The sequence below is a fragment of the Actinoallomurus soli genome, from assembly GCF_024055715.1.
GTDB lineage: Bacteria > Actinomycetota > Actinomycetes > Streptosporangiales > Streptosporangiaceae > Actinoallomurus > Actinoallomurus soli.
The window spans coordinates 879,489-905,246 of record NZ_JAMXMV010000001.1; the positions used below are offsets into that span (position 1 = coordinate 879,489).

Sequence of the window (25,758 nt, forward strand, 5' to 3'; positions counted from 1 at the left end):
GGCTCAGCGCCGCCCGTGCAGCGAGGCGCGCGAGACCGGGAAGTCGAAGTAGGTGTTCGGGAACGGCTCGGGCTGGTAGGTGTAGTGCCACCACTCCTCGGCCAGGTTGACGAAGCCCGCGGCCTCCATGGCGTGCTTCAGCAGCAGCCGGTTCGCGTGCTGCGTGCCCTTGACGCGCGGGTCGAGGGTGTGCGCGAGCGTGTCGAAGCAGTCGAACCCGGTGCCCATGTCGATCGAGTTGTCGGGGAACCGCTCGGACTTCGGCGCGTAGCAGGGCACGAGCCGCTGCCCGGGGCGGTACGGCGGCGTCGGCCGGGCGGGCAGCCTGACGACGGTGAGGTCCATCGTGCTGCCCCGGCTGTGCCCGGACTTCTCCGCGATGTACCCGTCCGCGAACAGCCGCGACTTGTCGACGCGCGGGTAGAACTCGGCCTTCATCTGGGTGGCCTTGGGGTCCTCGGCCCACGCGACGAAGTCGTTCACCGCGCGCTGCGGGCGGTAGCAGTCGTACACCTTCAGCGAGTAGCCGCGGCGCACCAGCCTCTGCTGCACCTCGTGCAAGGCCTGGGCGGCCGTCCTGGTCAGGATGCAGATCGGCTGGCGGTACCCGTCGATGGGCCGGCCCACGAAGTTGTGCTTCGTCGGGTAGCGCATCTCCTGAATGATCGTCGGGTCGACGTCGCTCAGCGCGACGAACCCCTTGGGGGCCTTCGGCTCTGTACGAGCCTGCGCCGCCGGGGCCGCGGCGGTCACGGCCAGCAGCGCCGCGAGCGCGACGGTCAGGCGGCGGACGACGGTGGCGGGTCTCTGCATCCCTCTGGCCTATCAGGTCCGCGCTCCGGGCGGAACCCTTCCCCCTCAGCCGAACCGGCCGCTGAGCGAGCGGAACACGCCCGGCGCCGCGCCCCGCAGGCGGGAGGGCAGCCGGAGCCAGCACGGCACGTAGCACTCCGCGCGGTCCCGCTCGACCGCGGCGACGACGGCCCGCGCGACCCGCTCGGGCGAGACCGGTCGGGGCCACCGGCGGGCGTACGGCCGGCCGCGCCGCGCGAAGAACGGCGTGTCCACGACGCCCGGCAGCACGACCGACACGCCCACGTCGCGCACCTCGTGGCGGAGCCCCTCCGCGAAGACGATCAGCCCGGCCTTGGTCGCGGAGTACACCGCCTCCTCCCGTACGCCCACGGCGCCGGCGATGGAGGACACGAACACCACGTGGCCGCCGCCCCGCTCGACCATGCCGGGCAGCAGGAGCCGGGTCAGCTGGATCGGCGCGGTCAGGTTGACCGCGGCCAGCCGGTCGACGGCCTTGCCGGGCATGCGCGTCAGCGGCCCGGCCCACCCCGCCCCGGCGTTGCTCACCAGGACGTCGACCGGCCCGGCGCGTGAGGCCAGCCGGGCGACGTCCCAGGCCAGGTCGCCCGCCACCACCCGCCCGCCGGTCTCGGCCGCGACGGCGTCCAGCCGCCGCCGGTCCCGCCCGGTCAGGACGAGCCGCGCACCGGCCCGCGCCATCTCCCGCGCCGTCGCCGCCCCGATCCCCGAGGACGCCCCGGTGATCAGCACCCGCGCCCCGCTCAGCCGCATACCCCACCCGTTCCCCCGGTGTACCCCGCTGATCCCTGGTGCCCGCCCTGAGGTACGGCCTCGCGGAGGGGCCGAGGTGCTCGTTCAAGCCTGTCAGGGGCCGCGGAATGTGGCGCGGTAGGCGCTGGGGGAGACCCCCAGCTCGGCTTGCAGGTGCAACCGCATCGAGCCGGCGGTGCCGAAGCCCGCGGTGACGGCGACCTCATCGATGGGCAGGTCGGTGCGTTCCAGGAGGGAGCAGGCTCGCTCGATGCGCTGTTGGGTGAGCCACCGTCCCGGCGAGGTGCCGATCTCGTCTCGGAATCGTCGGGTGAATGTTCGCGTGCTCGTCGATTCCTGGGCTGCCAGTTCCCGGAGCGTGATGGGCCGGTGCAGGTTCGCGAGTGCCCATTGGCGTGCCTTGCCGGTTGAGGAGACCCTCGGGTCCGGCATCGGTCGCTGCACGTATTGCGCCTGCCCGCCCTCGCGGTGTGGCGGGACGACGGAGCCGCGCGCCACCTCGTTGGCGACCGCTGCGCCATGGTCGGTACGGATCATGTGGAGGCACAGGTCGATGCCTGCCGCCGCTCCGGCGGAGGTGAGGACGCCGTCGTCGTCGGTGTAGAGGACGTCCACGTCGAATACGACGTTCGGGAATCGCTCCCGGAACCGGGCGGATGAGCGCCAGTGCGTGGTCGCTCGCCGCCCGGTGAGCAGGCCCGCCGCGGCCAGCACGAAGGATCCCGAGCAGATCGAAGCGATCCGCGTGCCGGGCCGGATCCGCGCCAGCGCGGCGGTGAGCGAGGGGGCGAGCGGCCCGCTTCGGGGCTCGAAGTCGACTCGGGATCCCGGGACGACGACGGTGTCGGCCTCGGCCAGCGCCTCGGGGCCGTGAACGACGGTGATGGTGAAGTCGGCGTCCGTGCGTACGTCCCCCGGGTCGAGCGCGCAGGTCACGACCTCGTAGAGCGCGGTACCGGCGGCCGAGCGCGCCTGGCCGAAGAGGCGGTGAACGATGCTGAGCTCGAAGGACAGGATCTCGTCACGGACCAGGACCGCCACACGGTGGCGCCCGTCATCGGCGAAGGCGGTCATGGCCCGATCCTCGCACATGTTGTCCATCAGGCCAGTCGTGGTGGCCGTGTCGCCCGTTCATGATCGAAGCCATGGATGTTCTCTGGATTCTCGCCCACCCCGAACCCCGCTCGCTCAACGGCCACCTCGCCGCGGAGGGGCAGCGCGCACTCCGCGCCGAAGGTCACCACGTTGAGGTGTCGGACCTGTACGCGATGGGCTGGAACCCCGTCGTCGACGCCGCCGGCTACGCCCACCCGCCGGCGGAGCGGTTCCGGGTCGCCGCCGCCGCGAAGCAGGCGTATCAGAGCGGCGCGCTGAGCGCCGATATCCGAGCCGAGCAGGAAAAGATCAACCGGGCGGACACCCTCGTCGTCCAGTTCCCGATGTGGTGGTTCGGGATGCCCGCCATCCTCAAGGGCTGGTTCGACCGGGTCTGGCACCAGGGCTTCGCGTACGGGTTGCGCGGCCCGAACGGTGAGTGGATCGGCTACGGAGACGGGTTCCTCGCGGGCAAGCGTGCGATGGCGGTCGTGACCATGGGCGGGCCGGCGTGGTTCTACGGTGAGCGGGGCATCCACGGAGCCGTCGACGAGCTGCTGTTCCCGTTGCAGCACGGCACCCTGTTCTACGCGGGCGCACAGGTGCTGCCCCCGGTGCTGATCTCGGGTGCCGACAGGTTCACGCCCGAGGAGGGCGAGGCGGCGGCCAAGGAACTGCGCGAGCGCCTGCTCGCGATCCCGGCGACCGAGCCGATCGCGTACCGAACGCAGAACGGCGGAGACTACGACCCCAACCTCGTGCTGCGACCGGACGTGGCACCGGGCCTGACAGGGCTGGGAGCGCACGTGGCCTGACGCTGGTACAGAACCCCGATACAGGGACACTCTGGGCGCCCACATCGGCGAGCATCATGCCGTGGACGTGGGCGCCCGGTCGTGGGGCCGCCTTCACCGCGCGGTCAGCGGCGCCAGTGTCCGCGTGGAGGGCGCCTCCATCACCGACGGCCGTGCTCCTCGATGTGGCGTACGAGGTGCTCGGCGACGTCCTGCAGGTCGGTGACGGGGCGATGGACGCGGATACCGCCGGACCCGGCGAAGTCGAAGCCCTCGGCGCGCACCCACACGTTCAGGGCGCCGCCGCCGGGCAGCGGGACGCCGACCAGGGAGACGCGGACCCCGTGGCGGTGCGCGACGTCGTCGATGCCGCGTGCGGAAAGCGCCGCCGCGAGGTTCTGAGCGACGGCGGAGGCGACTACGGGCCGGGCGGCGGGCCGCGACGCGTCACCCAGGGGGAAGGCACTCCACACCGCCTTCCCCGGCCCGGCGCCCAGGCGGGACCGCGACAGGTGGGCGCCCCAGGAGCCGGAGACCGTGCCGACGATGTCGAGTCCCTTGCCGTGCTCGGCGAGCAGATCGCCCGGCCGCGCGGCCGGCCAGGCGGTCCGGCATGCGTCGAAGACCGCCACCACGAGCTCCGGGCGTGGAGTCGTACGGCTCCAGATCCAGAGTTCGGCCGGGATGACGGGGTCGTACGGGCCGGGGCGGAGGCCGTGCTTGAGGGCGTTGGTGGCGAGTTCGCTCGCGGTCAGCACCGCGGCGTCGACCAGGTCACCGGGCAGCCGGAGCGCAGTGAGGGTGTCGTGGACCAGCGACCGGCCGGCCGAGGCGCACCGCGGATCCGGGGGTAGCCGCCACGCGGCCGCACCGTTCTCGGCGATTTCTGCCGCGGCCATATATCCGGGTTGCATGGTATGCGTCATTTCTGCCGCCCTCGCGGGTCGTTAATTTCTGTGTTCCCGCTAACACCGTGCCTTTCTCGCCCTAAAGTCGTCTCGGTTGCCGACAAGTCCCGCAAGTCAGCGAAACGCCGGAGGATGGCCATGAGTTTCCGGGAATCCCCAGACCCCAAGTCGTCGATGTGGGCGCTCATCGCCTACTACCTGCGGTTCTGCCGCCAGCAGCGCAAGCTCAACGGCGACCTGATGGGGGAGGTGCTCGGTGGTTCGAAGTCGACAGTTTCACGGCTGGAAACCGGCGAGATGCGACTCGACGAAACGCGCGCCAAGGCGATCGACCGTAAATGGCAGACTGGCGGGATATTCTCCCTTCTCGTCTGGTATGCGACGCTCGGTCATGATCCGGACTGGTTCAAGCAGTACCTCGACCTCGAAGCCCGCGCCAAGGTGATCCGTATCTGGGAACTCGCCCTGGTTCCCGGCCTCTTCCAGACGGCCGACTACGCGCGGGCCGGTCTCGCGTCGGGCGGGGTCAGCGACGTCGATGCGGCACTCGAGCACCGCCTGGCTCGCCAGGCGGTGCTCGACCGGGAAGACGCCCCCGTTCTATGGGCTCTGCTGTCGGAGTCCCTCCTTGAAACGCCCTGCGGCGGGCGGGACGTCATGAGAGCCCAGCTCGCCCACATCCTCGAGCTCTCGGAACGCCCCAATATCGGAGTGCGGGTCGTCCCGAAGGCCGTCGGACATCATCCGGGCCTTGACGGAGCGTTCATGATCCTCAGGCTGGCCGATCCGTTCGGTGAGGTGGCCTACGTCGAGGCTCCGGGAGGAGGGCGACTCGTCCCCAATATCGATGAGGTGACGTCATTCGATCTGCGCTACGAGCGGATCGGGCATCAGGCATTGCCCGAGACCGCGTCGCGGGACATGATCAAACAGATCATGGAGGTCATGTGATGGGTTCATCGTGGCGTAAGAGCAGCCGAAGCACCAATCAGGGCGGGGCATGCGTCGAGGTCGCCGTCGTTGAGCGTGACGCGTTGGTCACAATCGCCGGTTGACCTGAGAACCCAGCCGAATACTGGGCAGTATGGGGCTCATGGGCTGGGTTATGACCGGGGATATTGCGGAATATGACGCGACCGCTGGGTTCTTCCTCCGGTCCCGGCCGGTCGAGAACACGGTCCTGATCACCGTGGCCGAGTCCCTGCGCGCCCGGGGACTGACCGCGTACGGTGACGCGCCGGCGGTGATGGGATTCTTCCTGTCCACCGGGTGCGTGGCCGGGGCGTTCGTGCACACGCCGCCCTTCCCCCTGCTGCTCAGCGCCATGCCGGCGCAGGCCGTCACCGAGTTGGCGAAGACCCTGGCCGCCGAGAGACGGCGGCTGGCGGGGGTCACCGGCCGCCACCAGCTCGCCGAGATCTTCGCCGAACGCTGGCGGGCCGAGACCGGATCCGGCTGCACGATCTGGGAACGCCGGCGCCTCTACCGACTGGAAGAGGTGCGCGTCCCGGACACGCCCGGCCGGGCACGCCTCGCCGAGCCCGCCGACCGCGACCTGCTCCTCGACTGGTACCACGACGCGGAACGGGAGATCCGTAAGCGCCCCGGCGATCACGCGGCGGCGGTCGACGACCGGATCGCGTACGGCGGGCTGACGCTCTGGGAACGGGACGGCACGCCGGTGGCCCTCGCGGGTCAGACCCGGATGGTCGCCGGGATGGCGCGGATCGCCCCTGTCTACACCCCGCCGGAGCACCGGCGGCACGGGTACGGCGCAGCCGCCACGGCCGCGGTCGGCCGGGCCGTCGTCGAGGCCGGGGCGGAAGAGGTCGTCGTCTTCGCCGACCTGGCCAACCCGGGGATCAACGCGATCCACCGGCGTATCGGCTTCCAGCCCCTGGACGACTACCTGGTGATCTCCTTCGGCGGACGCCGCGCCTGAGGGACCGCGCCTCCGGCTCGCGGAGGCGCGGCGGCCCCCGTCACGATCCGCCGGCCACGCGGCTCCCCTCTTCGGCGGGCTCCTCGGCCGGTACCACGTCCGCCGCCGGTGCCCCCGAGACGAACGCGGCCGACAGCGTCAGCAGCATGGCCCACAGGCCGAAGAAGGTGAACGCGACGGCGCCGTACGGCCCCGTGATCCAGTAGATGAACAGACCCGCGCAGATGATTCCGATCCCCGTTAACGCGATGCGCATGCGTACTACTTTGCGGCCAGATCCGAGCCGCTGTCGAGTGGTTAAGACCGGGGGAGTGACGCTTGCGCCGAGGATTTCGGTGTCACCGGCGACGAGAATCCACGGCGGTGATGGGGCGGCGTCTAGATCACGGCTTCGAACAGCTCCTCCGCCTGCCTGATCGCCGTCACGAGGGCGCCGGGTTCCGGGCGCAGTCCGGTGGTGATCGTGTCGATGCCGCGCAGGCCGGCGCGCTCCAGGAGGCGCTTCTCGTTGGTGACCCACTCACCGCGCGCGGCCAGCACCGCGTGTGCCGTGTTCATGGCGGCGGTGGCCAGCGCCCCCGCGACCTCGGTGGCCTGACCGCGCCGGGCGTAGGCGTCCTCGGCGTACTGGAGCGTCACGGCCGCGCGGCCGCGCCACACCGGCGGAGCCGCCTCGCGCAGCGCCCGCGGGTACTCCGGGCGGGGCAGCGTGCCGCGCAGCACCCGGTTGACGGCGAGTTCGGCGACCACCAGGTAGCTGGGGATGCCGGCGAGGTGGAACATCAGCGGCTCCCAGTGGAAGCGGCCCTGCCGGGCCTCGGCGAGTTCGTGCTCGACGACGTCGAGGTCGCGGTAGTGGACGTCCACGTGCCGGCCGTCGATGGTGAGCCACGCTCCTCCGTTGAAGACCCCGCCGCCCCAGCCGCCGAGCTCGGAGACCTCGCCGTCCCAGCCGACGGCGCGCAGATCGGCCGGGTCGAACCCGCCTCGGTAGTAGACGGCCAGGTCCCAGTCACTGTCCGGGCCGTGCGTGCCCTGGGCGCGCGAGCCGCCGAGAGTGACGGCTCGCACGGCGGGCAGCGCCGCGAGCCGGTCGGCGACGAGGTCGAGGAACGTGGTGTCGGTCATGAGGATCATCCTCTCGTCCCCGCCATGGACCGGTCGTGCGAATATTTCTCGTCCGGCTGTCCGGCTGTCCGGCCGTCCGGCTGTCCGGCTGTCCGGCCGTCCGGCTGTCCGGCCGTCCGGCCGACCGGTCGTGGGGATCGCGTTCCGGTCATGGGCGCGGCCGAGGCCGGCCGCCCGTCCCGAGGGCGCGGCCGCCCGTCCCGAGCGGCAGGCCGATGGAATCGCAGGTCAGCCGGTAGGAGACGGGGCGTAGGGGTACCACCCCCTACGTGAGTTCGGCGGGCGGCCGATGAAGACGTTCCTCGCTCTCGCGGCGGCCTGCTTCCTCGGCATCGGATTCGTCGCCCAGCAGCACGTGGCATACCGCGAGCCGCTGGACGAGATGCTGCGGTTCAAGCTGCTCGCCCATCTCATCCGCCAGCCGGTGTGGCTCCTGGGCATCGCCGCGATGATCTGCGGGCAGGTGTTGAGTGCGGTGGCGCTCGACGAGGCCGACCTGGGCCGGGTCGAGCCGCTGCTGGCGACCAATCTGATCTTCGCGCTCGTCATCGCTCACGGGGTCTACAAGGAGCCGCTCAGCCGGGAGGTCTGGCTGGGCGGATCGCTCGTCACGGGTGGAGCGGTGATCTTTCTGGCCTTCGGGCAGCCGCACGGGGGGCGGACCACGGGACCGTCGTCGTTCCGCTGGCTTGTGGCCGGCGCCGTGGTGGTGGTCGCGGCCGGGCTCGTGCTGGCCGCCCTCCCGCGTTCCCTGCGGACCAAGGCGATGCTGTTCGCGGCGGCGGCCGGAATGCTGTTCGGCGTGCAGGACGCGCTGACCCGCAGCTCGCTGCTCGAGCTGGGGGAGGGGGTGCCGGTCGCCCTGCGGAGCTGGCAGCCGTACGCCCTGATCATCATCGCCCTGCTGTCGCTGCTGCTCGCGCAGAGCGCGTTCGACGCGGCGCCGATCGGCATCTCGCTGCCGGCGATGACGGCGGTCGAGCCGATCATCGGCATCATTCTGGGGATCTTCGTCTTCGCCGAGCACCTCCGGTTCACCGGGCCCGCGATCGCGGCCGAGGTCCTCGGCCTGCTGATGATCGTCGCCGGGATCGGCGTGCTCGGCCGCTCGTCCTTCCTCGACAAGCCGGGACCGGCCGCGCGGCAGGGCGGCGGGCCGGGATGATCTCCGTACTGTTCGCGGTCCTCGCCGCGGCGAGCAACGCCCTCGCATCCGTGCTCCAGCGGCATGCGGCACGGTTGGTGCCCGAGGACGAGGCGTTCCGGCTCGCGCTGATCTGGGATCTCATCCGTCGCCCGGACTGGCTCGGCGGCATCGTCGCGCTGATGTTCGGGTTCCTGTTCCAGGCCGCCGCGCTGACCACCGGAGAGCTGTCCCTCGTGCAGCCGATCCTCGTCACCGAACTGCCGATCACGATGCTGCTGCTGGCCGGTCTCTTCCGGATCCGGCTCGGCACGGAGTCCTGGCGGGCGGTCGCCGCGCTGACCGTCGGGCTGGCCGTCCTCCTGGCCTCCGCCGCCCCGTCCGCCGGGCACCGGCATCCGAACCGGATCGAGTGGGCGATCGCCACGCTGGTGACCCTCGGCCTGGCCGCCTACCTCGTCTCGGTGGCGAAGGTCACCCGCGGGGCGAGCCGCGCGGCGCTGCTCGGGGTCGCCTCGGGTCTGGGGTTCGCGTTCACGGCCGCGCTGATGAAGGAGGCGACCCATGTCCTGCCCGCGGGTCCGGTCGCGCTGCTGACCTCCTGGTCGGTGTGGGCCATGGTGGCGGCCGGGCTGGGCAGCCTCTTCCTCCTGCAGAACGCCCTGCACAGCGGCACGCTCGTCGCCGTGCAGCCCGCCCTGAACGTCTCCGACCCGGTCTCCAGCATCGCGTACGGGGTCGGCCTGTTCGGCGAGAACATCCGCCTCGGCGGGTGGGTGGTCCTGGAGCTCCTCGGCGTCGGCCTGCTCCTGTACGGCAGCAGGCTGCTGGCCCAGTCACCGCCCGTCCGCGACCACCCCCAGGTCAACCCGCCCGGTCCGGAGAGTGAGACCCCTCTGGGGCACTGACCGCCGTCGCGTACGGCGCTAGGAGCAGGTCCTCGGCCGGGGGAGCGTCGAACAACGCCGCCGCGCGGGCGACCGGCCGGGCCCGTACGGCGGGGTCCGCGAGCCGGTCGAGCTCGGTGAGGAGCCGCCCGGCGTCCTCGGCATGGACGCTGAGCCCGGCGCGGGCCATCGCCAGGACGCCGTCCCGGCCGTGGCCCGGGATCGGCCGGTACGACACGACCGGCAGCCGCGCCGCGAACGCCTCCCGGCACGTCAGCCCCGCCGCGTTGTCGACCAGGGCGTGGGCGACGGCCATCAGCTGGGGAAGATCCGTACGCCAGCCGAGCGCGACGGTCCCCTCGGCGGCGTCGAGCCGGGCGCGGAGCGCGTCGTTGCGGCCGCACAGCACGACGGGCACGTACCGGCCCGAGCGCGCGAGCACCCGTGCGGTCTCCTCGACCTCGCCGACGCCCCACGAGCCCGCCGAGACCAGGACCAGACGGTCCTCCGGCCGGGTGCCGAGCCGGGCGTGGACCGCCGCCGCGTCGGCCCGCGCGTTCTGGAACGCGGGACGCGTCAGCGGAGCGTGGCAGGCGGCGGGACGACCTGTCGCGGCGGCGACGTCACGCGCCGTCTCCGGGCAGGGGCACAGGTAGCGGTCGACGCCCGGGTGCAGCCACAGCCGGTGGGCCGCGAAGTCGGTGAGCAGCACCGCACTGGGGGCCGGTGACCGTCCCGCGCGGCGCAGGTGCCCGGCCGCCTGCGCGGCGAGGTGGAACGTCGAGACGACCAGGTCCGGCGAACGCCGGCGCAGCAGGCGGTCCAGGCGCGCGGCGGCCAGCACGGTCAGCGGGGACGCGAGCCACGCCGGCCGCCGCCCGGCGGACGCCGTGAGCGCCCGGCGGCCGGCGGAGGCCGCGCGTGCCCAGTGTTCGGCGGCGACCGCGCGTGTCCGGCGGCCGGCGGAGGCCGCGCGTGGCCCGTGTTCGGCGGCGACCGCGGGTATTCGGCGGTCGGCCGAGGTCGCGCGCGCCCGGTGGTCGGCGGGGGCCGCGCGCGACCGGCGGCCGGGCGAGAAGAACACGCGGTAGATCAGAGCGTACGACCAGGGCGCACGCCGCATCATCCAGCCGTACCAGGCCCGCAGGACGCGCCCGAGGCCCAGCGGGAGCAGGTCGAGCACGTCGGCGACGTCGGCGTCGTGACCGGCGGCCGCGAGCCGGGCGGCGAGTTCGACGGCGACGGCGTCGTGACCGGCGCCCATCCCGGCGCTGAGGACGAGTACGCGGAGGCCGGTGCCGGGTCCATTTCCGGGAATGCTCAGGTGGGCTTTCTCGGTGCTTTTCATTAGAGTTCCGTGAGTCCTTGTTGGCGGGCCTTTTCCTCGCTCGACGGCGGCGTCGTCAGTATGAGTTCTCCCTGATGAGGGCAACCTGCTGATCTCTGAAGAGTCAAATCATCGTCGATATACGGTCTGCTCGGCTGTTATCGGCCGCCCAGTCGTTTACGTCGTCTCTCCAGGGAAATCGTGAAGCCGTGTCATCGGCAGAGGGTGTCATATACAAAGCGCGCCGGGAGAATTTTCCGGTGGCGTCGCGGCTGCTGCCGCGCGGGTACCGCCGGCACCTGATGGCGGTGTACGGCTTCGCCCGGTTCATCGACGACATCGGAGACGAGGCCCCGCCTGCCGACCGGCTCCGCCTGCTGGACGTCGTCGAGGACGACCTGGCACGTCTCTACGCCGGGCGCGTCGCGCAGGTGCCGGCCGTCGGGGCGCTGAAACGGACCGTCGGCGAGTACGGGATCCCGGCCGAGCCGTTCCGGCGGCTGATCCGGGCCGGGCGGCGCGACCAGGCGGTCACCCGCTACGAGAGCTTCGAGGACCTGCTCGCCTACTGCGAGCTGTCCGCGAACCCGGTGGGCCACATCGTGCTGCACGTGTTCGGCGCGGCGGACCGGCGGCGCTGCGCCCTCTCGGACCAGGTCTGCTCGGCTCTGCAGGTGATCGAGCACTGCCAGGACGTCGGCGAGGACTACACGCGCGGCCGGGTCTACCTGCCGGGCGCCGACCTGCGCCGGTTCGGCTGCACGGACGACGACTTCGCGCGCGCGAAGACCCCGGACCGGCTGCGCCGCGCGGTCGCCCTGCAGACGACCCGGGCCGGCGCGCTCCTGGACGCCGGGACCTCCCTGGTCTCGGAGCTGACCGGCCCGGCGCGCGTCGCCGTGGCTGGCTACATCGCGGGCGGCCGCGCCACGATCACCGCGCTCGTGGCCGCGGACCACGACGTCCTCGGCCGGGCCGTCCGCCCCCGGCGGACGCGGCTGCTGACGACGTGGCTGCGCGTCCTCGCGACAGGAAGGTGAGCCGGTGAGCGTATCCGACGCCTATCGAAGCTGTGAGCAGATCGTCCGCACGCAGGCGCGGAACTTCTCCTACGGCATCCGGCTGCTGCCGGGGCCGAAGCGCCGCGCGCTCAGCGCCGTGTACGCCTTCGCCCGCCGGATCGACGACATCGGGGACGGTGACGGGCCCGCCCACCGGCGGCTGGCTCGCCTGGAGGAGGAGCGCGCCGCCCTGCACCGCCGCACGCCCGACCCCGGCGACCCGGTGCTCGTCGCCCTCCGGGACGCCGCGCGCCGCCTGCCCATCCCCCTGGCGGCGTTCAACGAACTCATCGACGGGTGCGCGTCCGACGTGCGCGGCACGACGTACGCCCGCGCCGAGGACGTCGTCACGTACTGCCGCAGCGTCGCCGGATCGGTGGGCCGCCTCTCGCTCGGCGTCTTCGGCGCCGACGACGTCGAGGCCGCCACGCCGCTGGCCGACTCCCTCGGCATCGCCCTGCAGCTCACCAACATCCTCCGGGACGTACGGGAGGACCGCCTGATCGGGCGGATCTACATCCCGGCCGAGGACCTGGACCGCTTCGGCTGCACGCTCGACCTCGACTGCGACGGCGCCTTCACCGACCCGCCGGACCGGCTCGCGGCGCTGATCCGGTTCGAGGCCGACCGGGCCCGCGGCTGGTACCTGCGCGGCCTGCGGCTGCTGCCCCTGCTGGACCGGCGCAGCGCGGCCTGCACGGCGGCGATGGCCGGCATCTACCAGTCGCTGCTCGAACGGATCGCCACCGATCCGACCGCCGCCCTGGCCGCCCGCTCGGCGCTGCCGACGTGGGAGAAGGCCATGGTCGCCGCCCGCGCCCTGGTCGGGGCGGGCCGGTGAATCCGTCGGTGCTGGACGGGCGGCCCGGCGCGCCGGGCCCCGGCGGGCGGCCCGTGGCGGGCCGCGCCGGCCGGCCGGCGCCGTCGAGCGCCCGGCGGCCGGTGGATCCGCCGGGCCGTCACGCCGCGATGGCTCCGGTCGCCGTCGTCGGCGGCGGACTGGCGGGCATCACCGCCGCGCTCGCGCTCGGCGAGGCCGGTCTCCCGGTCACGCTGTACGAGGCGCGTCCCCGGCTGGGCGGCGCCACCCACTCCTTCGAGCGGGACGGGCTCGTCGTGGACAACGGCCAGCACGTCTTCCTGCGCTGCTGCACGGCCTACCGCGGCCTGCTCGACCGGCTCGGCGGGACCGACCGGGTCCGCCTCCAGGACCGGTTCGACCTGCGGGTGCTCACGCCCGCCGGCCGGCCCGGCCGGCTCCGGCGCGCGACACTGCCGGGGCCGCTGCACCTGATGCCGGCCCTGGCGGCCTACTCGCTGCTGCGGCCGGCCGACCGGATGCGGGCCGTACGCTGCGCGCTCGCCCTGCGCCGCCTCGACCCCGCCGGCCCCGAGCTCGACGGGATCGCCCTGGGGGACTGGCTGGCCGCCCACGGGCAGCGGGACACGGCACGGCGGGCGCTGTGGGAGCTGTTCGCCGTCGCCGCCCTGAACATCGGCGTGGAGGAGGCGGCCCTGGGGCCGGCCGCGATGGTCTTCCGCACCGCGCTGCTGGGCCGGGCGGACGCCGCCGACATCGGCGTGCCCGTCGTGCCCCTCGGCGACCTGCACGGCACCGCCGCGACGGCGGCGATCGAGAAGCGGGGCGGCCGCGTACGGCCGGCTGCCAAGGTCACCGCGATCGAGCCCGGGCCGGTGGTCGTGGTGGACGGCGAGCGGATCGACGCGGCGGCCGTCATCGTCGCGACCCCGCACCGGCAGGCCGCGCACCTCGTGCCGTGGGACGCCGCCCCGGACCGGCAGCGCTGGGCCGGCCTCGGCGAGAGCCCGATCGTGAACGTCCACCTTCACTACGACCGGCCGGTCACCGACCTGCCGTTCGCGGCCGTCGTCGACTCGCCCGTGCAGTGGATCTTCGACCGGACCCGCCCCTCCGGCGCCCGTACCGGCCAGTACCTCGCCGTCTCGGTGTCGGCGGCGGACCGCTGGATCGACGAGCCGGCCGCCAAGCTCCGCGCCGAGTTCGTCCCGGCGATGGAGCAGCTGTTCCCCGCGGCCCGCCACGCCGGGCTGCGGGACTTCTTCGTCACCCGGGAACGCCGCGCGACCTTCCGCCAGGCGCCCGGCAGCGGCGCACTCCGGCCCGGGCCCGACACACGGTGGCCCGGGCTGTACCTCGCCGGCTCGTGGACCGACACGGGCTGGCCCGACACGATGGAGGGAGCCGTGCGCAGCGGACTCACCGCCGCCCGTCTGGTCCGGAGCCGCCTGACGGGAAGCGCCTCATGACGGCGATCGCCCCGCCGTCGGTCTCCGGCGCCCGCTCGCTCGTCGAACCGGTGCTCCGCGACGCCGTCGCGCGGCTCGACCCGCTGACCGCCCGGGTCGCCGGGTACCACCTCGGCTGGAGCGATCCGTACGGCCGGCCCGCCACACCGGGCGGCAAGGCGCTGCGGCCCGCGCTGGCGATCCTGTCGGCCCGCGCGGCGGGCGCGGACGTCGGGTCGTGCCTGCCGGCCGCCGCCGCGGTGGAGCTCGTGCACGCGTTCTCGCTGCTGCACGACGACATCATGGACGGGGACCGCGTCCGCCGGCACCGGCCCTCCGCCTGGACCGTGTTCGGCCGGTCGGCCGCCATGCTCGCCGGCGACGCGCTGCTGGTCCTGGCCGGGGAGCTCCTCCTCGAACAGGGCACGCGCGGCGGGGTGTGGGCGGCGCGGGGGCTGGCCGCCGCCACCCAGCGCCTCATCGCCGGGCAGGCGTCCGACCTGGAGTTCGAGGGGCGGCCCGACGTGAGCCTGGAGGAGTGCCGCCGGATGTCGGCGGACAAGACCGGCTCGCTGCTGGCCTGCTCCTGCTCGATCGGGGCGATGGTCGCCGAGGGGCCCGCGCACCTCGTCGCGGCGCTGGCGGCCTTCGGCGCGCAGGCGGGCCTGGCCTTCCAGCTCGCCGACGACCTGCTCGGCATCTGGGGCGCGCCGGAGGTCACCGGCAAGCCGGTCCTGGCCGACCTGCGGGCGCGCAAGAAGAGCCTGCCGGTCGTCGCCGCCATCACGAGCGGGACGACCGCCGGTGAGCGCCTGGCCAAGCTCCTCGCCCAGCCGGACCCGCTCTCGGAGGCCGAACTCGCCGAGGCCGCCCGGCTCGTCGAGGAGGCCGGCGGGCGCGCGTGGGCCGAGGCGGAGGCCGAGCACCGGCTCGACGCGGCCGAGCGCCAGCTCGCCGCCCTGGACCTGCCCCGGGGCGTCCGCGAGGAGTTCGGGGAGATCATCCGTTTCATCGCATCCCGGGACCACTAGTGGACACAGACACCCGTACGACCGGCGCCGGCGTCGCTCTCACGGCGGACGTGGCTCTCAAGGCCGACGTGGCACCCAAGGCCGACGTGGCTCTCAAGGCCGACGTGGCTCTCAAGGCGGCCTGCGACCACCTCCTCGGCCTGCAGGCCGAGGAGGGCTGGTGGAAGGCCGAGCTGCAGACGAACGTCACGATGGACGCCGAGGACCTGCTGCTGCGGGAGTTCCTCGGCGTCCGCGACGCCGACGACACCGCCGAGGCCGCCCGCTGGATCCGCTCCGAGCAGCGCGCGGACGGCTCGTGGGCCAACTTCCACGAGGGCCCCGGCGACCTGTCCACCACCATCGAGGCGTACGCGGCGCTGCGGCTGGCCGGAGATCCGGCCGACGCCGCGCACATGCGGGCCGCCGCCGCCTTCGCGCGTCGGCACGGCGGGATCGAGGCCAGCCGCGTCTTCACCCGCATCTGGCTGGCGCTGTTCGGGCAGTGGCCGTGGACGGACCTGCCGGTCATGCCGCCCGAGCTGGTGTTCCTGCCGCCGTGGTTCCCGCTCAACGTCTATGACTGGGCGTGCTGGGCCCGGCAGACGGTGGTGCCGCTGACCATCGTGAGCGCGCGGCGCCCGGTCCGCCCGCTGCCGTTCGACCTGGACGAGCTGCGCACCGGCCGCAGGCCGCGCCGCCGGCCGCGCCTCGGCTGGGAGGGGTTCTTCGGCGCCCTCGACCGTGCGCTGCACCGCTACGAACGGCGACCCGTGCCCGGCCTGCGGCGCGCGGCCCTGCGCCGCGCCGTCGAGTGGATCGTCGCCCGGCAGGAGCCGGACGGCTCCTGGGGCGGCATCCAGCCGCCGTGGGTGTACTCGCTCATCGCCCTCCACCTGTCCGGCTACGACGTGGACCATCCCGTCATGCGCCGGGGCCTGGCCGGGCTGGACCGGTTCACGATCCGCGACGAGCGGGGCCGCCGCCTGGAGGCGTGCCAGTCACCGGTGTGGGACACCGCGCTCGCCGTCAACGCCCTGCGCGACGCGGACGTGCCCGGCGACCACCCCGCGCTCGTGCGGGCCGGTCAATGGCTGCTCGACGAGGAGGTCAAGGGCCCCGGCGACTGGGCCGTACGGCGGCCGTCGCTGCCGCCGGGCGGCTGGGCGTTCGAGTTCGACAACGACGGCTATCCGGACACCGACGACACCGCCGAGGTGATCCTCGCGCTGCGCCGCGTCGCGCTTCCGGGCGTACGGCCCGCGATCGACCGGGGACTGCGCTGGATGGCCGGGATGGCGTCCCGCGACGGAGGGTTCGCCGCGTTCGACGCCGACAACACCCGTGAGCTGTGCCTGCGGCTGCCGTTCTGCGACTTCGGCGCCGTGATCGACCCGCCGTCCGCCGACGTGACCGCGCACGTCGTCGAGGCGCTGGCGCACGAGCGCCCGGCGGAGTACGGGGACGTGCTGCGCCGGGCCGTCGTCTGGCTCCTGGAGGCCCAGGAGCCGGACGGCTCCTGGTTCGGCCGCTGGGGCGCCAACCATGTCTACGGCACCGGGGCGGTGCTGCCCGCCCTGGTCGCGGCCGGCGTGCGCCCGCAGCGGCCGTGCGTCCGGCGGGCCGTCGCCTGGCTCGAACGGCACCAGAACGACGACGGCGGCTGGGGCGAGGACCTGCGGTCGTACCGCGACCCGGCCTGGATCGGGCGCGGCCACTCCACCCCGTCCCAGACCGCATGGGCGCTCATCGGGCTCCTGGCGGCGGGGGAGCGCTCGGCGGCCGTCGAACGGGGCGTGGCGTGGCTCGTCGGCGCCCAGCGCGCGGACGGCACCTGGGACGAGCCCTACTTCACCGGGACCGGCTTCCCCGGCGACTTCTACATCAACTACCACCTGTACCGGCTCGTCTTCCCGATCAGCGCCCTCGGCCGCTACCTGCGTGCGGACGCCTCCACAGACGGTCTCGTGGAGGGGCCCACTGCCGGTGCCGCGGGTAGCTCCGCGGGCGGCCCTACAGGTGGCTCCGTGGACGCTCTCGCAGACGGCTCCACAGGTGGCTCCGTGGGCGGTCTCGCGGGTGGCTCCGTGGGCAATGTCGCGGGTGGCTCCGTGGGCAATGCCGCGGGTGGTTCCGTGGACGGTGCCGCGGGCGGCTTCGCGGAGGGCACGTGAGCGGGCTGGTGATCTGCACCGCGCTGCGCGTCGAGCGGCGGGCCGTGCGCCGCGGGCTGCCGTCGTCCGCGCGCGACGTCCGCGTCGTACGGACCGGCCTCGGACCGCGGCGCGCCGCCCGCGCGGCCGCCCGGCTGCCCGAGCACGCCGCGCTCGCGGTCACCGGGTTCGGCGGCGCGCTCGACCTCGGGCTGCGCCCCGGTGACGTGCTCGTGGCGACGGAGGTGCGGTTCGGCGAACGGGTCATCCGGTGCGCGTCGGTCCGTCCGATCGCCGAACGGCTGACGCTCGCCGGCCTGGACCCGCGCACGGGACCGCTGTTCACCTCGCCGCGCCTCGTCACGGGCGGGGAGCGGCTGCGCCTCGCGGCGGCCGGCGTCCGCGCCGTCGACATGGAGACCGGGCCGCTCGCCGAGGTCGCCATCGGAAGGCCCTTCGTCGCCGTGCGCGTCATCGTCGACACCCCGGCCATGCCGCTGCTGCGGCCCGGTACCGTCCGCCGCGTCCGGACCGCCCGGAGCCGGCTGCGCCGCGTCACCCCGGTCCTGGTCGCCTGGGCGGGGACCACGGCGGAGGCGATGTCATGAGCGAGCGGAGCGCGCGAGCCGTGAGCACCGTGCCTCGGGTCACTTCCCCGACGGAGGAGGACGCATGAGCATGCCGGTCCGTCAGAGCCTGCGCATCGGCGCGTACATCCTGGGCCGCAAACTGCGGCGCGTCCGGAGGTTCCCGCTGCTCGTGGAGCTGGAGCCGCTGTTCGCGTGCAACCTCGCCTGCGCGGGCTGCGGCAAGATCCAGCACCCCGCCGACGTGCTGCGCCGGCGCATGCCCGTCGAACAGGCGGTGGCCGCCGTCGAGGAGTGCGGCGCGCCGATGGTGTCGATCGCGGGCGGCGAACCGCTCATGCACCCGCAGATCGGCCGGATGGTCCGTGAGCTCGTCGCCCGCAAGAAGTACGTCTTCCTCTGCACCAACGCGCTGCTCATCCCCAGGAAGATCGACCAGTTCGAGCCGTCGCCGTACTTCGCCTGGACCGTGCACCTCGACGGGCTGCGCGAACGCCACGACGCCTCGGTGTGCAGGGAGGGCGTGTTCGACAAGGCGGTGGCCGCCGTCCAGGAGTGCCGGCGCCGCGGGTTCCGGGTCACCACGAACACGACGTTCTTCAGCACCGACAGCCCGCAGACGGTCATCGACGTGTTGAACTACCTGAATGACGACCTGGCCGTCGACCAGATGATGATCTCCCCGGCGTACGCCTACGAGAAGGCGCCCGACCAGGAGCACTTCCTGGGCGTCGAGGAGACGACGAGGCTGTTCCGCAAGGCGTTCGCCGGGGGCAACCGGCGGCGCTGGCGGTTCAACCACTCACCGCTGTTCCTCGACTTCCTCGAAGGCCGGGTCGACTTCCCGTGCACGGCCTGGGCGATCCCGTCCTACTCGCTGTTCGGGTGGCAGCGGCCCTGCTACCTGATGGCCGACGGATACGCGCGCACCTACCGGGAGCTGGTCGAGGAGACCGACTGGGACTCCTACGGCCGCGGGCGCGATCCCCGCTGCGCCAACTGCATGGCGCACTGCGGCTACGAGCCCACGGCCGTGTTCGCCACCCTGTCCTCGCTGAAGGAGACTCTGCGCGCCGTACGCAGCGGCTGACCCACCTGGTCTGCGCGGTCACCTGGTCTGCGCGGTCACCGGGTTCGCGCGTGCACGAGCGCGCCGGTCGCGAGGACGAGTGCGCCGACGCCGTCCACGGCGGCCGGGCGCCGCCACAGCGGCAGGAACGCCACGGCCCCCGCGCAGGTCGCCGCGTGGAGCAGGTCCACCGCGGCGCCGAGCCGCAGTACCGTCGGGGTCGGCATGGCGAGGTCGATCCCGGCCTGCAGGGCGTGCCGGCCGCCGAGCACGCGCAGCACCCAGCGCTGTGAGGCCGTGGTGGGCCGGCCGGTGATCGTCTCCAGCACCGTGCCCGGTGCCGTGATCAGGAGCGTGCCCCAGGTCAGCCGCGCGAGCGGCTGCGCCCTCATCGGCGCCGTCATCGTCCGTTCCGCAGGAGCCCGACGCCGGTCAGGCCCAGCGCCGCCCCGGCGCCGGCGGCCAGCAGGCCGCGGTGCTCCGCCGCCCAGGTCTGGACGCTGCGCGGGTGCGCCTTGTCGTCGAAGCTGCCGTGCGCGCCGAAGTCGCGCCCGTCGGGGCCGTCGGCGGGCTTCCAGAGGTTCGCCGGCTGGTGCGGGTCGCGGGGCCGGTCGGTCTGCTGCGACTTGTACCCGGTCCGCGCGAGGTAGCGGTCGAGCAGGCTCGGGGCGATCCGGTTGGCCAGCAGTGTCGCCACCGTGCTGCCGCCCACCCAGTACTCCCGGCGCTTCGGATGGTCGGCGGCGTACACGAGCGCCCGCGCGGCGACCTCCGGCTGGTAGATGGGCGGGACCGGCTGCGCGTGCTTGGGCAGCTTGCTCTCCACCCAGTCGAACTGCGGGGTGTTGACCGCCGGCATGTGCACGATCGTCGCGTGGACGTTGCTCTTCCGGTGCAGCAGCTCGGTCCGCAGCGACTCGTGGAAACCCTGGATCGCGTGCTTGGCCCCGCAGTACGCCGACTGCAGGGGGATCCCTCGCTTGGCCAGCGCCGACCCGGTCTGCACGATGACGCCGTGGTCGCGCGGCAGCATGCGGTCGAGCGCCGCCTTCGTCCCGTACACGAACCCCAGGTAGGTCACCTCGGTGGTGCGCTTGAACTCCGCCGGGTCGATGTCCTTGAACTCGGCGAACACCGAGCTGAACGCGACGTTCACCCAGACGTCGATCGGCCCGAGCTCCTCCTCGACGCGGTCGGCGGCGTCGCGTACCTGCTCCCAGTCGGCGACGTCGGTGGGGATCGGCAGCGCCTGCCCGCCGGCGTCGCGGATCTCCTCCGCCGCGGCTCGCAGCCCGGTCTCGCCCCGTGCCAGCAGGGCCACCTTGTCGCCGCGCGCGCCGAACTCCCGCGCCGCCGCGCGTCCGATGCCCCCGCTCGCGCCGGTCACCACGACGACGCGAGGTCTGCTGTTGCGGTCCGTCATCCCATCACCCCTCACGAGCGTTCGAGAAGCCGCCGGCCCGCCCACCGGCCCGGCATGGCAACGCTCCGCCCCTACCCGCGAGCCTCGCGGGTTAACGGGACGACGAGGTCCTGAGGGGGCGACCGCTCAGGCGAGCTTCTTCGCCTTGATCGCCTTCATCATCAGCGGCCAGGCGGTGTGCATCTCCGGCTGCCACGTCGACCAGTCGTGGTAGCCCTTCTGGTAGATGTGCGCGGTGACCGGGATGTGCAGCTTGTGGAGCCGGTCGACCATCGCGGTGGTCGTCGCTCCGCAGACGACCTCCTGCAGCTCGACCGCCTCGCCGCCCGCCGGGTCGTTCTTGCCGGGCAGCCCGGTGAGGCCGCTGGCGAGGTAGAGCCCGGTGCCCTTGAGCTTCGACGCGAGCTCGTACGGGTCGTTGGCCTTCCAGTTCCTGTCGTCGATGCCCGGGATCCCCCAGATGCGGAACGGGTCGTACTTCTCGCTCGCCTCGAACATCACGAGCGCGGGCACGCCGGTCTGGGTGAGGTGGAGGACGCCGCTGAGCGAGACGGCGTACTCGAACATCCCCGGGTGCCGCGCGGCGTACTTGACCGCGCCGTACCCGCTGGAGGAGACGCCCATCGTGGCGCGGCGCGTGCCGGCGTGGTAGTTCCGCTCCATCAGCTGGAGCAGCTCCTTCGTGTGGAAGGTCTCCCACTTCGGGGTGCCGCGCCGGCCGCCGTTCCACCAGTCGGTGAACCAGCCCGCCCATCCGGTGTCGGGCATCACGACCATGACGCCGTACGACGCGGAGACCTTCGCGATGTCGGTGCTGCGGGTCCACGAGACGTACGTGTCCCGGCCGCCGTGGTAGGCGTACACGACGGGCCAGGACACCTTGGTGGCCCGCTTCCACGTGCGCGGCACCAGGACGCGGACCGGCACCGAGGCGCCCAGCGCCGGGGAGCGGACGGTCAGGTCGACGGTGCGCGCGTCGATCCAGTGCTCGGCGGTGATCTTCGCGCCGTCGCCGGCGGCGACCCGCTGCACGGCGCCGTCCGCCGTACCGGACAGGACGCCCACCGAGGCGGTGACCGCCAGGAGGACTCCGGTGAGGCCCCGCGTGAATCCGCCACCGACCATGCGCCGACTCCCGCTTTCCGTGCTCGCGCGACGAGGAGTCATCACCCTTGCGGAAACCGCGGCCCGTTCGCTGCGCGTGTCCGGCACGAAAACGGAGCGGCGATTGGCACGGGAGGACTAAAACGGCCCCTCCATGCAGCCGTGCGGACGGTCCGTCACGGCGTGATCGCGAGGTGGACGGAGTACTCCCGTGCCCGGGCGAGCCGGCGCGCCGGACAGCGGTGGAACAGCCGGGCCCATCGGCCGGTGCGCGGCGACTGCCCGACGAACAGCGCGTCGCCGTGCCGGGTCATCGTGACCTCACGCAGGATCTTGTCGGGACGGCCCATGACGACCTGGAACTCCCACGGACAGGGGAGCGGATCCAGGATCTGAACGCAGTCCAGCCAGGCCTGCATCTCGATGAGGTCCCGGCAGTCCCGGCTGGCCAGCGCGGCGCCGGGGGCGACGAGCGCGGCCATCTCGCCGATGCTCGGCTGGCAGCGCACGTGCACACACAGGATCCGCGCGTCGGCCTGGCCCGCCTCGTCGGCCGCCTGGCACAGCGCGGCCCGGCCGGAGTCGGATCCGTCCACGCCCACGACGTACAGCGGTCTGTGCCGCGCGTCCCGCTCGGCGCCGTCGGGGCTGGAAATGAATGACTCGTCCATGGTGGCCCGTCTCCTCACTCAGACTCCATAGTACGCTATATACATGACGGACCGGGGTCCTGTAACGACCGGAAGTGACGAAAAGGCCGACCTTTTCGAAGCCTTCGTGGATGCGGTGCTGGACCTCCTCCGCGCGGCCCGGCGTACGGGCGGCGCGGCCAACATGGTCCAGGGGGACGCCATCTCGGTGCCGCAGCTGGTCGTCCTGGGGGCGATCGACGTCGCGGGGGACCGCGGGATCTCGGCGGTGGCGGAGCGGGCGGGGCTGGCTCAGCCCACCGTGACCCGCGCCCTGGCCGCGCTGGAGCGCCGGGGAATGGTCGAACGTACGCCGCACGCCAGCGACGGGCGGAGCAGGTGCGTCGCGCTGACCGCCGCGGGCCGGGCCGTGCTCGAGGAGAAGAGGCAGGAGATCGTCGGCCGGTTCGCCGAGCTCTGGGCGGACCTGTCGGCCGGCGAACGCGACCACGCCGTGTCCCTCGTCCGCCGCCTGTCCGCCATCACCGACCGGCTCGTCTGAACCGGCTCACCCGAACCGGCAGGCTCGTCCGAACCGGGCGGGCTCCAGCCGGCCGGGTCGTCCGAACCGAGTGGCTGGTCGGAACCGGCCGGCCGACGCCGTCAGCGGGGCTGGGCCGCGCTCGCGAGGAGGATGCCGCCCTGGGGGAACGGAAGGTCGATCCCCTCGTCGCGGAACCTCCGATGCAGCCGCTTGATGAACTCGTGGACCACGACGTACTGGTCGGTGAACTCCCGGGTACGGAGGTTGACCGAGAAGCCGACGCTCGTCTCGCCCAGCGTGTTGAACCGGACCGAGGGCTCGTAATCGCTGACGCCGCCGTCGACGGTGGCCATCACCTCCTGGGCCACGTCGAGGGTCACCTTCTCCACGTGATCCAGGTCGCTGTGGTAACCGATGACGACCTTGACGGAGATCGACATGTCCTGCGCCGGCCGGTGGAAGTTCGTCACGATGGCGTCGGCGAAGCGGGAGTTCGGCACGACCACCAGGTTGTCGGGGAGCTGGCGGATGGTGGTGTTCCGCCAGTTGATGTCGACGATGTAGCCCTCCTGGCCGCTGTCCAGCCGTACGAAGTCGCCCGGCTGCACCTTCCTCGACGCCAGGATGTGCACTCCGGCGAACAGGTTGGCCAGTGTGTCCTGCAGCGCCAGCGCGACCGCCAGGCCGCCCACGCCGAGGGCGGTCAGCAACGGGGTGATCGAGACGCCGAGGCTCTGCAGGAGGATGAGCGCGCCGATCCCGACGACCACGACCCGGACGATGTTGACGAAGATCGTCGCGGACTGCGCGACGCCCGACCGGGCCAGCGCGATCGAGGAGACGACCCCTGCGGCGAAGCGGGCGATCGCGATCGAGATGGTCAGGATGAGGACCGCCACGAGGGTGCGGCCCGTCATCGTCCGGATGCCCGGCTTGAGGTGCAGTGTCAGCACCGAGATCCACAGGCCGAGGACGGTGCACGGCACCACCGCGAGGTCGCGCAGCAGCCTGACGAACAGGTCGTCCCAGGCCCACCGGGTGTTGCCCGCGCGGTGCGCGAGCCGGGCGAGGAGCGCGCGCAGGCCGATTCCCGTTCCCGCCGCGGCGACGGTCACGGCCACGGCCACCACGAGTCGCTGCCAGTGCACGTTCGAGTTCCTCCACTTTCGTCGGGATTGAGCCGGCCGGGGGCCGCGAATCAGCGAGCGTAGCCAGCTCGCCACCGTCATGCGGTGCTATGAGGCGGTTTCCGGTGAAAAGCCTGGTAGACGGCTTTTCACCGGAATGTCGCACATGGGTGATCACGCGCCGCTCATCTCCGTGCTCACCTGCCGGTTGGCCGAGTGCGGCCAAGATCGTTACTGGCCGGTTGACCTGGTGGGGTTCCACGATGCGGACGGGCCTGCGGACCAGGCCCGTTTCGTGGTCACGTGCACTGCGGGTAAAGCAGGGTAAAGAGCCGCCCATGACGGACAAGGCGACCAGTGACCTGTGGTGGAAGAACGCGGTCGTGTACTGCGTGGACGTGGCGACCTGGCTGGACACCGACGACGACGGCGTCGGCGACCTGTCCGGCCTGACCAGACGGCTGGACTACCTCAGCGGCCTCGGCGTCAACTGCCTGTGGCTGATGCCCTTCTACCCCTCGCCGCTGCGCGACGACGGGTACGACATCACCGACTACTACGCGGTCGACCAGCGGTTCGGCAGTCTCGGCGACTTCGTGGAGATGCTCCGCACCGCCGACGACCTCGGCATCCGGGTGCTGGTCGACCTCGTGCTGAACCACACGAGCAACGAGCACCGCTGGTTCCGGGACCGGCCCGACTACTACGTCTGGAGCGACCACCCCCGCAAGGAGCCCAGCGAGGTCGCCTTCCCCGGCGAGCAGGACGGCACCTGGTCCTACGACGAGGCCAGAGGCCAGTGGTACATGCACCGGTACTACGACTTTATGCCGGACCTGGACATCACCAAGCCCGAGGTCCGCGATGAGATGAACAAGATCCTCGGCTTCTGGCTGGAGCTGGGCATCTCCGGCTTCCGGGTCGACTCGCTGCCGTTCATGATCGAGACGGTCGGCACCGACTGCCGGGACAACCCGGTCACCTTCCTGCGGTCGATGGTCGAGTTCCTCGAACGGCGGCGCGGCGACGCCATCTTCCTCGGCGAGGCGAACGTCTCCCCGGAGGAACAGCAGCGCTACTTCGGCCTCGACGGCGGCGAGGGCGTGCAGATGCTGTTCGACTTCCGCGGCTGCGCGGCCCAGTGGCTGTCGCACGCCCGCGGCGACGCGACACCGCTCGCCGAGGCGCTGCGGAACCGGCCGCCGCATCCGGTCGGCGGCCAGTTCGCCAACTTCTGCCGCCACCACGACGAGCTGAACCTCGGCCTGCTCAGCGAGTCCGAACGCGACGAGGTCTTCGCCGCCTTCGCCCCCGAGGAGACCCACCGCGTGTACGGGCGCGGCATCCGGCGGCGGCTCGCGCCCATGCTCGGTAACGACCCCCGCCGGATCCGCCTCGTCCTCGCGCTCACCCTCGCGCTGCCCGGCACGCCGGTCATCCTGTACGGCGACGAGATCGGCATGGGGGAGGACCTGTCCCTGCGCGGCCGGCTCGCCGTCCGTACCCCCATGCAGTGGTCCGCCCGCCCCAACGGCGGCTTCTCGCGGGCGAAGGAGGTCTACCGCCCGGTCCTCGCCGACGGCGAGTACGGCTTCCGCGAGGTGAACGTCATCGGCCAGCGCCAGGACCCCGACTCCCTCTGCTCGTGGACGAGCCGCGCGATCCGCGTCCGCCGCGAGTGCCCCGAGTTCGGCTGGGGAGAGTGGGAGATCCTGGACGTCGGCGACACGCGCGTGCTCGGCCTCGCGTACCGGTGGCGGGACGGCCGCGTCGTGACCCTGCACAACGTCTCCGCCGACCCGGTGCGCGTCAAGCTGCCCGACGACCTGGACCTGACCGGCGTGGAGCAGGTCCGCCAGATCTTCGGTGACGCGCCGGCGAACGAGCTCGGCCGGGAGATCGAGCTGGCCGGCTACGGCTACCGCTGGCTCCGCCTCATCGACGACGAGGCGACCACCGCCATCATCTGAG

27 protein-coding genes are annotated in these 25,758 nt (G+C 72.7%); 15 read left to right on the top strand and 12 right to left on the bottom strand.

Translation table 11 applies throughout. The annotated features are described in order from the left end of the window. Positions 1-3: 3 nt before the first annotated feature. The 3 genes from NDW01_RS03980 to NDW01_RS03990 form a co-directional block, all read right to left on the bottom strand. Entirely contained in the window at positions 4-813 is an 810-nt protein-coding gene (locus NDW01_RS03980; RefSeq protein WP_252816652.1) for a M15 family metallopeptidase, read from the bottom strand. Positions 814-858: 45 nt separating this feature from the next. Further along, complete coding sequence (locus NDW01_RS03985; protein WP_252816654.1) at positions 859-1,587, bottom strand: SDR family NAD(P)-dependent oxidoreductase; 729 nt, start codon at positions 1,585-1,587, stop codon at positions 859-861. Between the two features lie 93 nt (positions 1,588-1,680). Beyond that, positions 1,681-2,661: a GlxA family transcriptional regulator gene (locus tag NDW01_RS03990; protein ID WP_252816656.1), complete on the bottom strand. Its 981-nt coding sequence runs from the start codon at positions 2,659-2,661 to the stop codon at positions 1,681-1,683. A gap of 71 nt (positions 2,662-2,732) precedes the next feature. Here NDW01_RS03990 and NDW01_RS03995 point away from each other — a divergent pair, with 71 nt between their 5' ends. Beyond that, positions 2,733-3,497, top strand: a complete 765-nt coding sequence (locus NDW01_RS03995) for an NAD(P)H-dependent oxidoreductase (protein WP_252816657.1) — start codon at positions 2,733-2,735, stop codon at positions 3,495-3,497. Between the two features lie 140 nt (positions 3,498-3,637). Here NDW01_RS03995 and NDW01_RS04000 read toward each other — a convergent pair whose 3' ends face one another. Continuing rightward, positions 3,638-4,375, bottom strand: a complete 738-nt coding sequence (locus NDW01_RS04000) for an ATP-binding protein (RefSeq protein WP_252816660.1) — start codon at positions 4,373-4,375, stop codon at positions 3,638-3,640. Between the two features lie 147 nt (positions 4,376-4,522). Here NDW01_RS04000 and NDW01_RS04005 point away from each other — a divergent pair, with 147 nt between their 5' ends. Genes NDW01_RS04005 through NDW01_RS04010 form a run of 3 tightly spaced genes read left to right on the top strand, consistent with a single transcriptional unit; the run spans position 4,523 to position 6,326 of the window. After that, positions 4,523-5,335, top strand: coding sequence for a Scr1 family TA system antitoxin-like transcriptional regulator (locus NDW01_RS04005; RefSeq protein WP_252816662.1), 813 nt, complete (start codon positions 4,523-4,525; stop codon positions 5,333-5,335). After that, complete coding sequence (locus NDW01_RS44220; protein ID WP_406567680.1) at positions 5,335-5,439, top strand: DUF397 domain-containing protein; 105 nt, start codon at positions 5,335-5,337, stop codon at positions 5,437-5,439. The genes NDW01_RS04005 and NDW01_RS44220 overlap by 1 nt, the downstream gene beginning before the upstream one ends. 38 nt (positions 5,440-5,477) lie before the next feature. Continuing rightward, positions 5,478-6,326: a GNAT family N-acetyltransferase gene (locus NDW01_RS04010; RefSeq protein ID WP_252816663.1), complete on the top strand. Its 849-nt coding sequence runs from the start codon at positions 5,478-5,480 to the stop codon at positions 6,324-6,326. 40 nt (positions 6,327-6,366) lie between these two features. Here the strand turns inward: NDW01_RS04010 and NDW01_RS04015 are convergent, their stop codons facing one another. Together NDW01_RS04015 and NDW01_RS04020 are read right to left on the bottom strand one after the other, a co-directional pair. Then, on the bottom strand, positions 6,367-6,582 hold the full coding sequence (locus tag NDW01_RS04015; protein ID WP_252816665.1) for a hypothetical protein: 216 nt from the start codon (positions 6,580-6,582) through the stop codon (positions 6,367-6,369). 122 nt (positions 6,583-6,704) lie between these two features. Further along, on the bottom strand, positions 6,705-7,454 hold the full coding sequence (locus NDW01_RS04020; protein ID WP_252816667.1) for a nucleotidyltransferase domain-containing protein: 750 nt from the start codon (positions 7,452-7,454) through the stop codon (positions 6,705-6,707). A 289-nt stretch (positions 7,455-7,743) separates the two neighbouring features. Between NDW01_RS04020 and NDW01_RS04025 the strand changes: the two genes are divergently transcribed. Continuing rightward, complete coding sequence (locus tag NDW01_RS04025; RefSeq protein WP_252816669.1) at positions 7,744-8,619, top strand: DMT family transporter; 876 nt, start codon at positions 7,744-7,746, stop codon at positions 8,617-8,619. Further along, positions 8,616-9,506, top strand: a complete 891-nt coding sequence (locus tag NDW01_RS04030) for a DMT family transporter (protein WP_252816671.1) — start codon at positions 8,616-8,618, stop codon at positions 9,504-9,506. The genes NDW01_RS04025 and NDW01_RS04030 overlap by 4 nt, the downstream gene beginning before the upstream one ends. Here the strand turns inward: NDW01_RS04030 and NDW01_RS04035 are convergent. Further along, positions 9,463-10,833, bottom strand: a complete 1,371-nt coding sequence (locus NDW01_RS04035) for an MGDG synthase family glycosyltransferase (protein ID WP_252816674.1) — start codon at positions 10,831-10,833, stop codon at positions 9,463-9,465. The two genes, NDW01_RS04030 and NDW01_RS04035, sit on opposite strands and share 44 nt — an antisense overlap. A 188-nt stretch (positions 10,834-11,021) precedes the next feature. Here NDW01_RS04035 and hpnC point away from each other — a divergent pair, with 188 nt between their 5' ends. The 7 genes from hpnC (at position 11,022) to hpnH (ending at position 18,981) form a co-directional block, all read left to right on the top strand. After that, the gene (hpnC, locus tag NDW01_RS04040; RefSeq protein ID WP_308211629.1) at positions 11,022-11,852 is read left to right on the top strand and encodes a squalene synthase HpnC; all 831 of its coding nucleotides are present in this window, start codon (positions 11,022-11,024) and stop codon (positions 11,850-11,852) included. Positions 11,853-11,856: 4 nt separating this feature from the next. After that, positions 11,857-12,714 (top strand): presqualene diphosphate synthase HpnD, encoded by an 858-nt coding sequence (hpnD, locus tag NDW01_RS04045; RefSeq protein ID WP_252783658.1) that lies wholly within the window; start codon positions 11,857-11,859, stop codon positions 12,712-12,714. Beyond that, entirely contained in the window at positions 12,711-14,162 is a 1,452-nt protein-coding gene (gene hpnE, locus NDW01_RS04050; protein ID WP_252816678.1) for a hydroxysqualene dehydroxylase HpnE, read from the top strand. Before hpnD ends, hpnE begins: the two co-directional genes overlap by 4 nt. After that, entirely contained in the window at positions 14,159-15,172 is a 1,014-nt protein-coding gene (locus NDW01_RS04055; protein ID WP_252783656.1) for a polyprenyl synthetase family protein, read from the top strand. The genes hpnE and NDW01_RS04055 overlap by 4 nt, the downstream gene beginning before the upstream one ends. Next, a complete protein-coding gene (gene shc / locus NDW01_RS04060; protein ID WP_252816680.1) occupies positions 15,172-17,325 on the top strand; it encodes a squalene--hopene cyclase in 2,154 nt (717 codons plus the stop codon). Before NDW01_RS04055 ends, shc begins: the two co-directional genes overlap by 1 nt. Continuing rightward, positions 17,322-17,912 (top strand): phosphorylase family protein, encoded by a 591-nt coding sequence (locus NDW01_RS04065; protein ID WP_252816681.1) that lies wholly within the window; start codon positions 17,322-17,324, stop codon positions 17,910-17,912. The genes shc and NDW01_RS04065 overlap by 4 nt, the downstream gene beginning before the upstream one ends. A gap of 64 nt (positions 17,913-17,976) precedes the next feature. Next, positions 17,977-18,981 carry an adenosyl-hopene transferase HpnH gene (gene hpnH / locus NDW01_RS04070; protein ID WP_252816683.1) on the top strand — a complete coding sequence of 335 codons (1,005 nt, stop codon included), beginning with the start codon at positions 17,977-17,979 and terminating at the stop codon, positions 18,979-18,981. Positions 18,982-19,016: 35 nt separating this feature from the next. Here the strand turns inward: hpnH and NDW01_RS04075 are convergent, their stop codons facing one another. The 4 genes from NDW01_RS04075 to NDW01_RS04090 form a co-directional block, all read right to left on the bottom strand. After that, the gene (locus NDW01_RS04075) at positions 19,017-19,364 is read right to left on the bottom strand and encodes a hypothetical protein (RefSeq protein ID WP_252816685.1); all 348 of its coding nucleotides are present in this window, start codon (positions 19,362-19,364) and stop codon (positions 19,017-19,019) included. Beyond that, positions 19,361-20,383 (bottom strand): SDR family oxidoreductase, encoded by a 1,023-nt coding sequence (locus NDW01_RS04080; protein ID WP_252816687.1) that lies wholly within the window; start codon positions 20,381-20,383, stop codon positions 19,361-19,363. Before NDW01_RS04080 ends, NDW01_RS04075 begins: the two co-directional genes overlap by 4 nt. A 126-nt stretch (positions 20,384-20,509) precedes the next feature. Further along, entirely contained in the window at positions 20,510-21,508 is a 999-nt protein-coding gene (locus NDW01_RS04085) for an alpha/beta hydrolase (RefSeq protein ID WP_252816689.1), read from the bottom strand. Positions 21,509-21,663: 155 nt separating this feature from the next. Then, positions 21,664-22,158 carry a universal stress protein gene (locus tag NDW01_RS04090; protein WP_252816691.1) on the bottom strand — a complete coding sequence of 165 codons (495 nt, stop codon included), beginning with the start codon at positions 22,156-22,158 and terminating at the stop codon, positions 21,664-21,666. Positions 22,159-22,264: 106 nt separating this feature from the next. Here NDW01_RS04090 and NDW01_RS04095 point away from each other — a divergent pair, with 106 nt between their 5' ends. Next, positions 22,265-22,678, top strand: a complete 414-nt coding sequence (locus NDW01_RS04095; RefSeq protein WP_252816693.1) for a MarR family winged helix-turn-helix transcriptional regulator — start codon at positions 22,265-22,267, stop codon at positions 22,676-22,678. A gap of 101 nt (positions 22,679-22,779) precedes the next feature. Here the strand turns inward: NDW01_RS04095 and NDW01_RS04100 are convergent, their stop codons facing one another. Next, positions 22,780-23,808, bottom strand: a complete 1,029-nt coding sequence (locus NDW01_RS04100; protein WP_252816695.1) for a mechanosensitive ion channel family protein — start codon at positions 23,806-23,808, stop codon at positions 22,780-22,782. Between the two features lie 317 nt (positions 23,809-24,125). Between NDW01_RS04100 and NDW01_RS04105 the strand changes: the two genes are divergently transcribed. Then, on the top strand, positions 24,126-25,757 hold the full coding sequence (locus NDW01_RS04105; protein WP_252816697.1) for an alpha-amylase family protein: 1,632 nt from the start codon (positions 24,126-24,128) through the stop codon (positions 25,755-25,757). Position 25,758 lies beyond the last annotated feature (1 nt).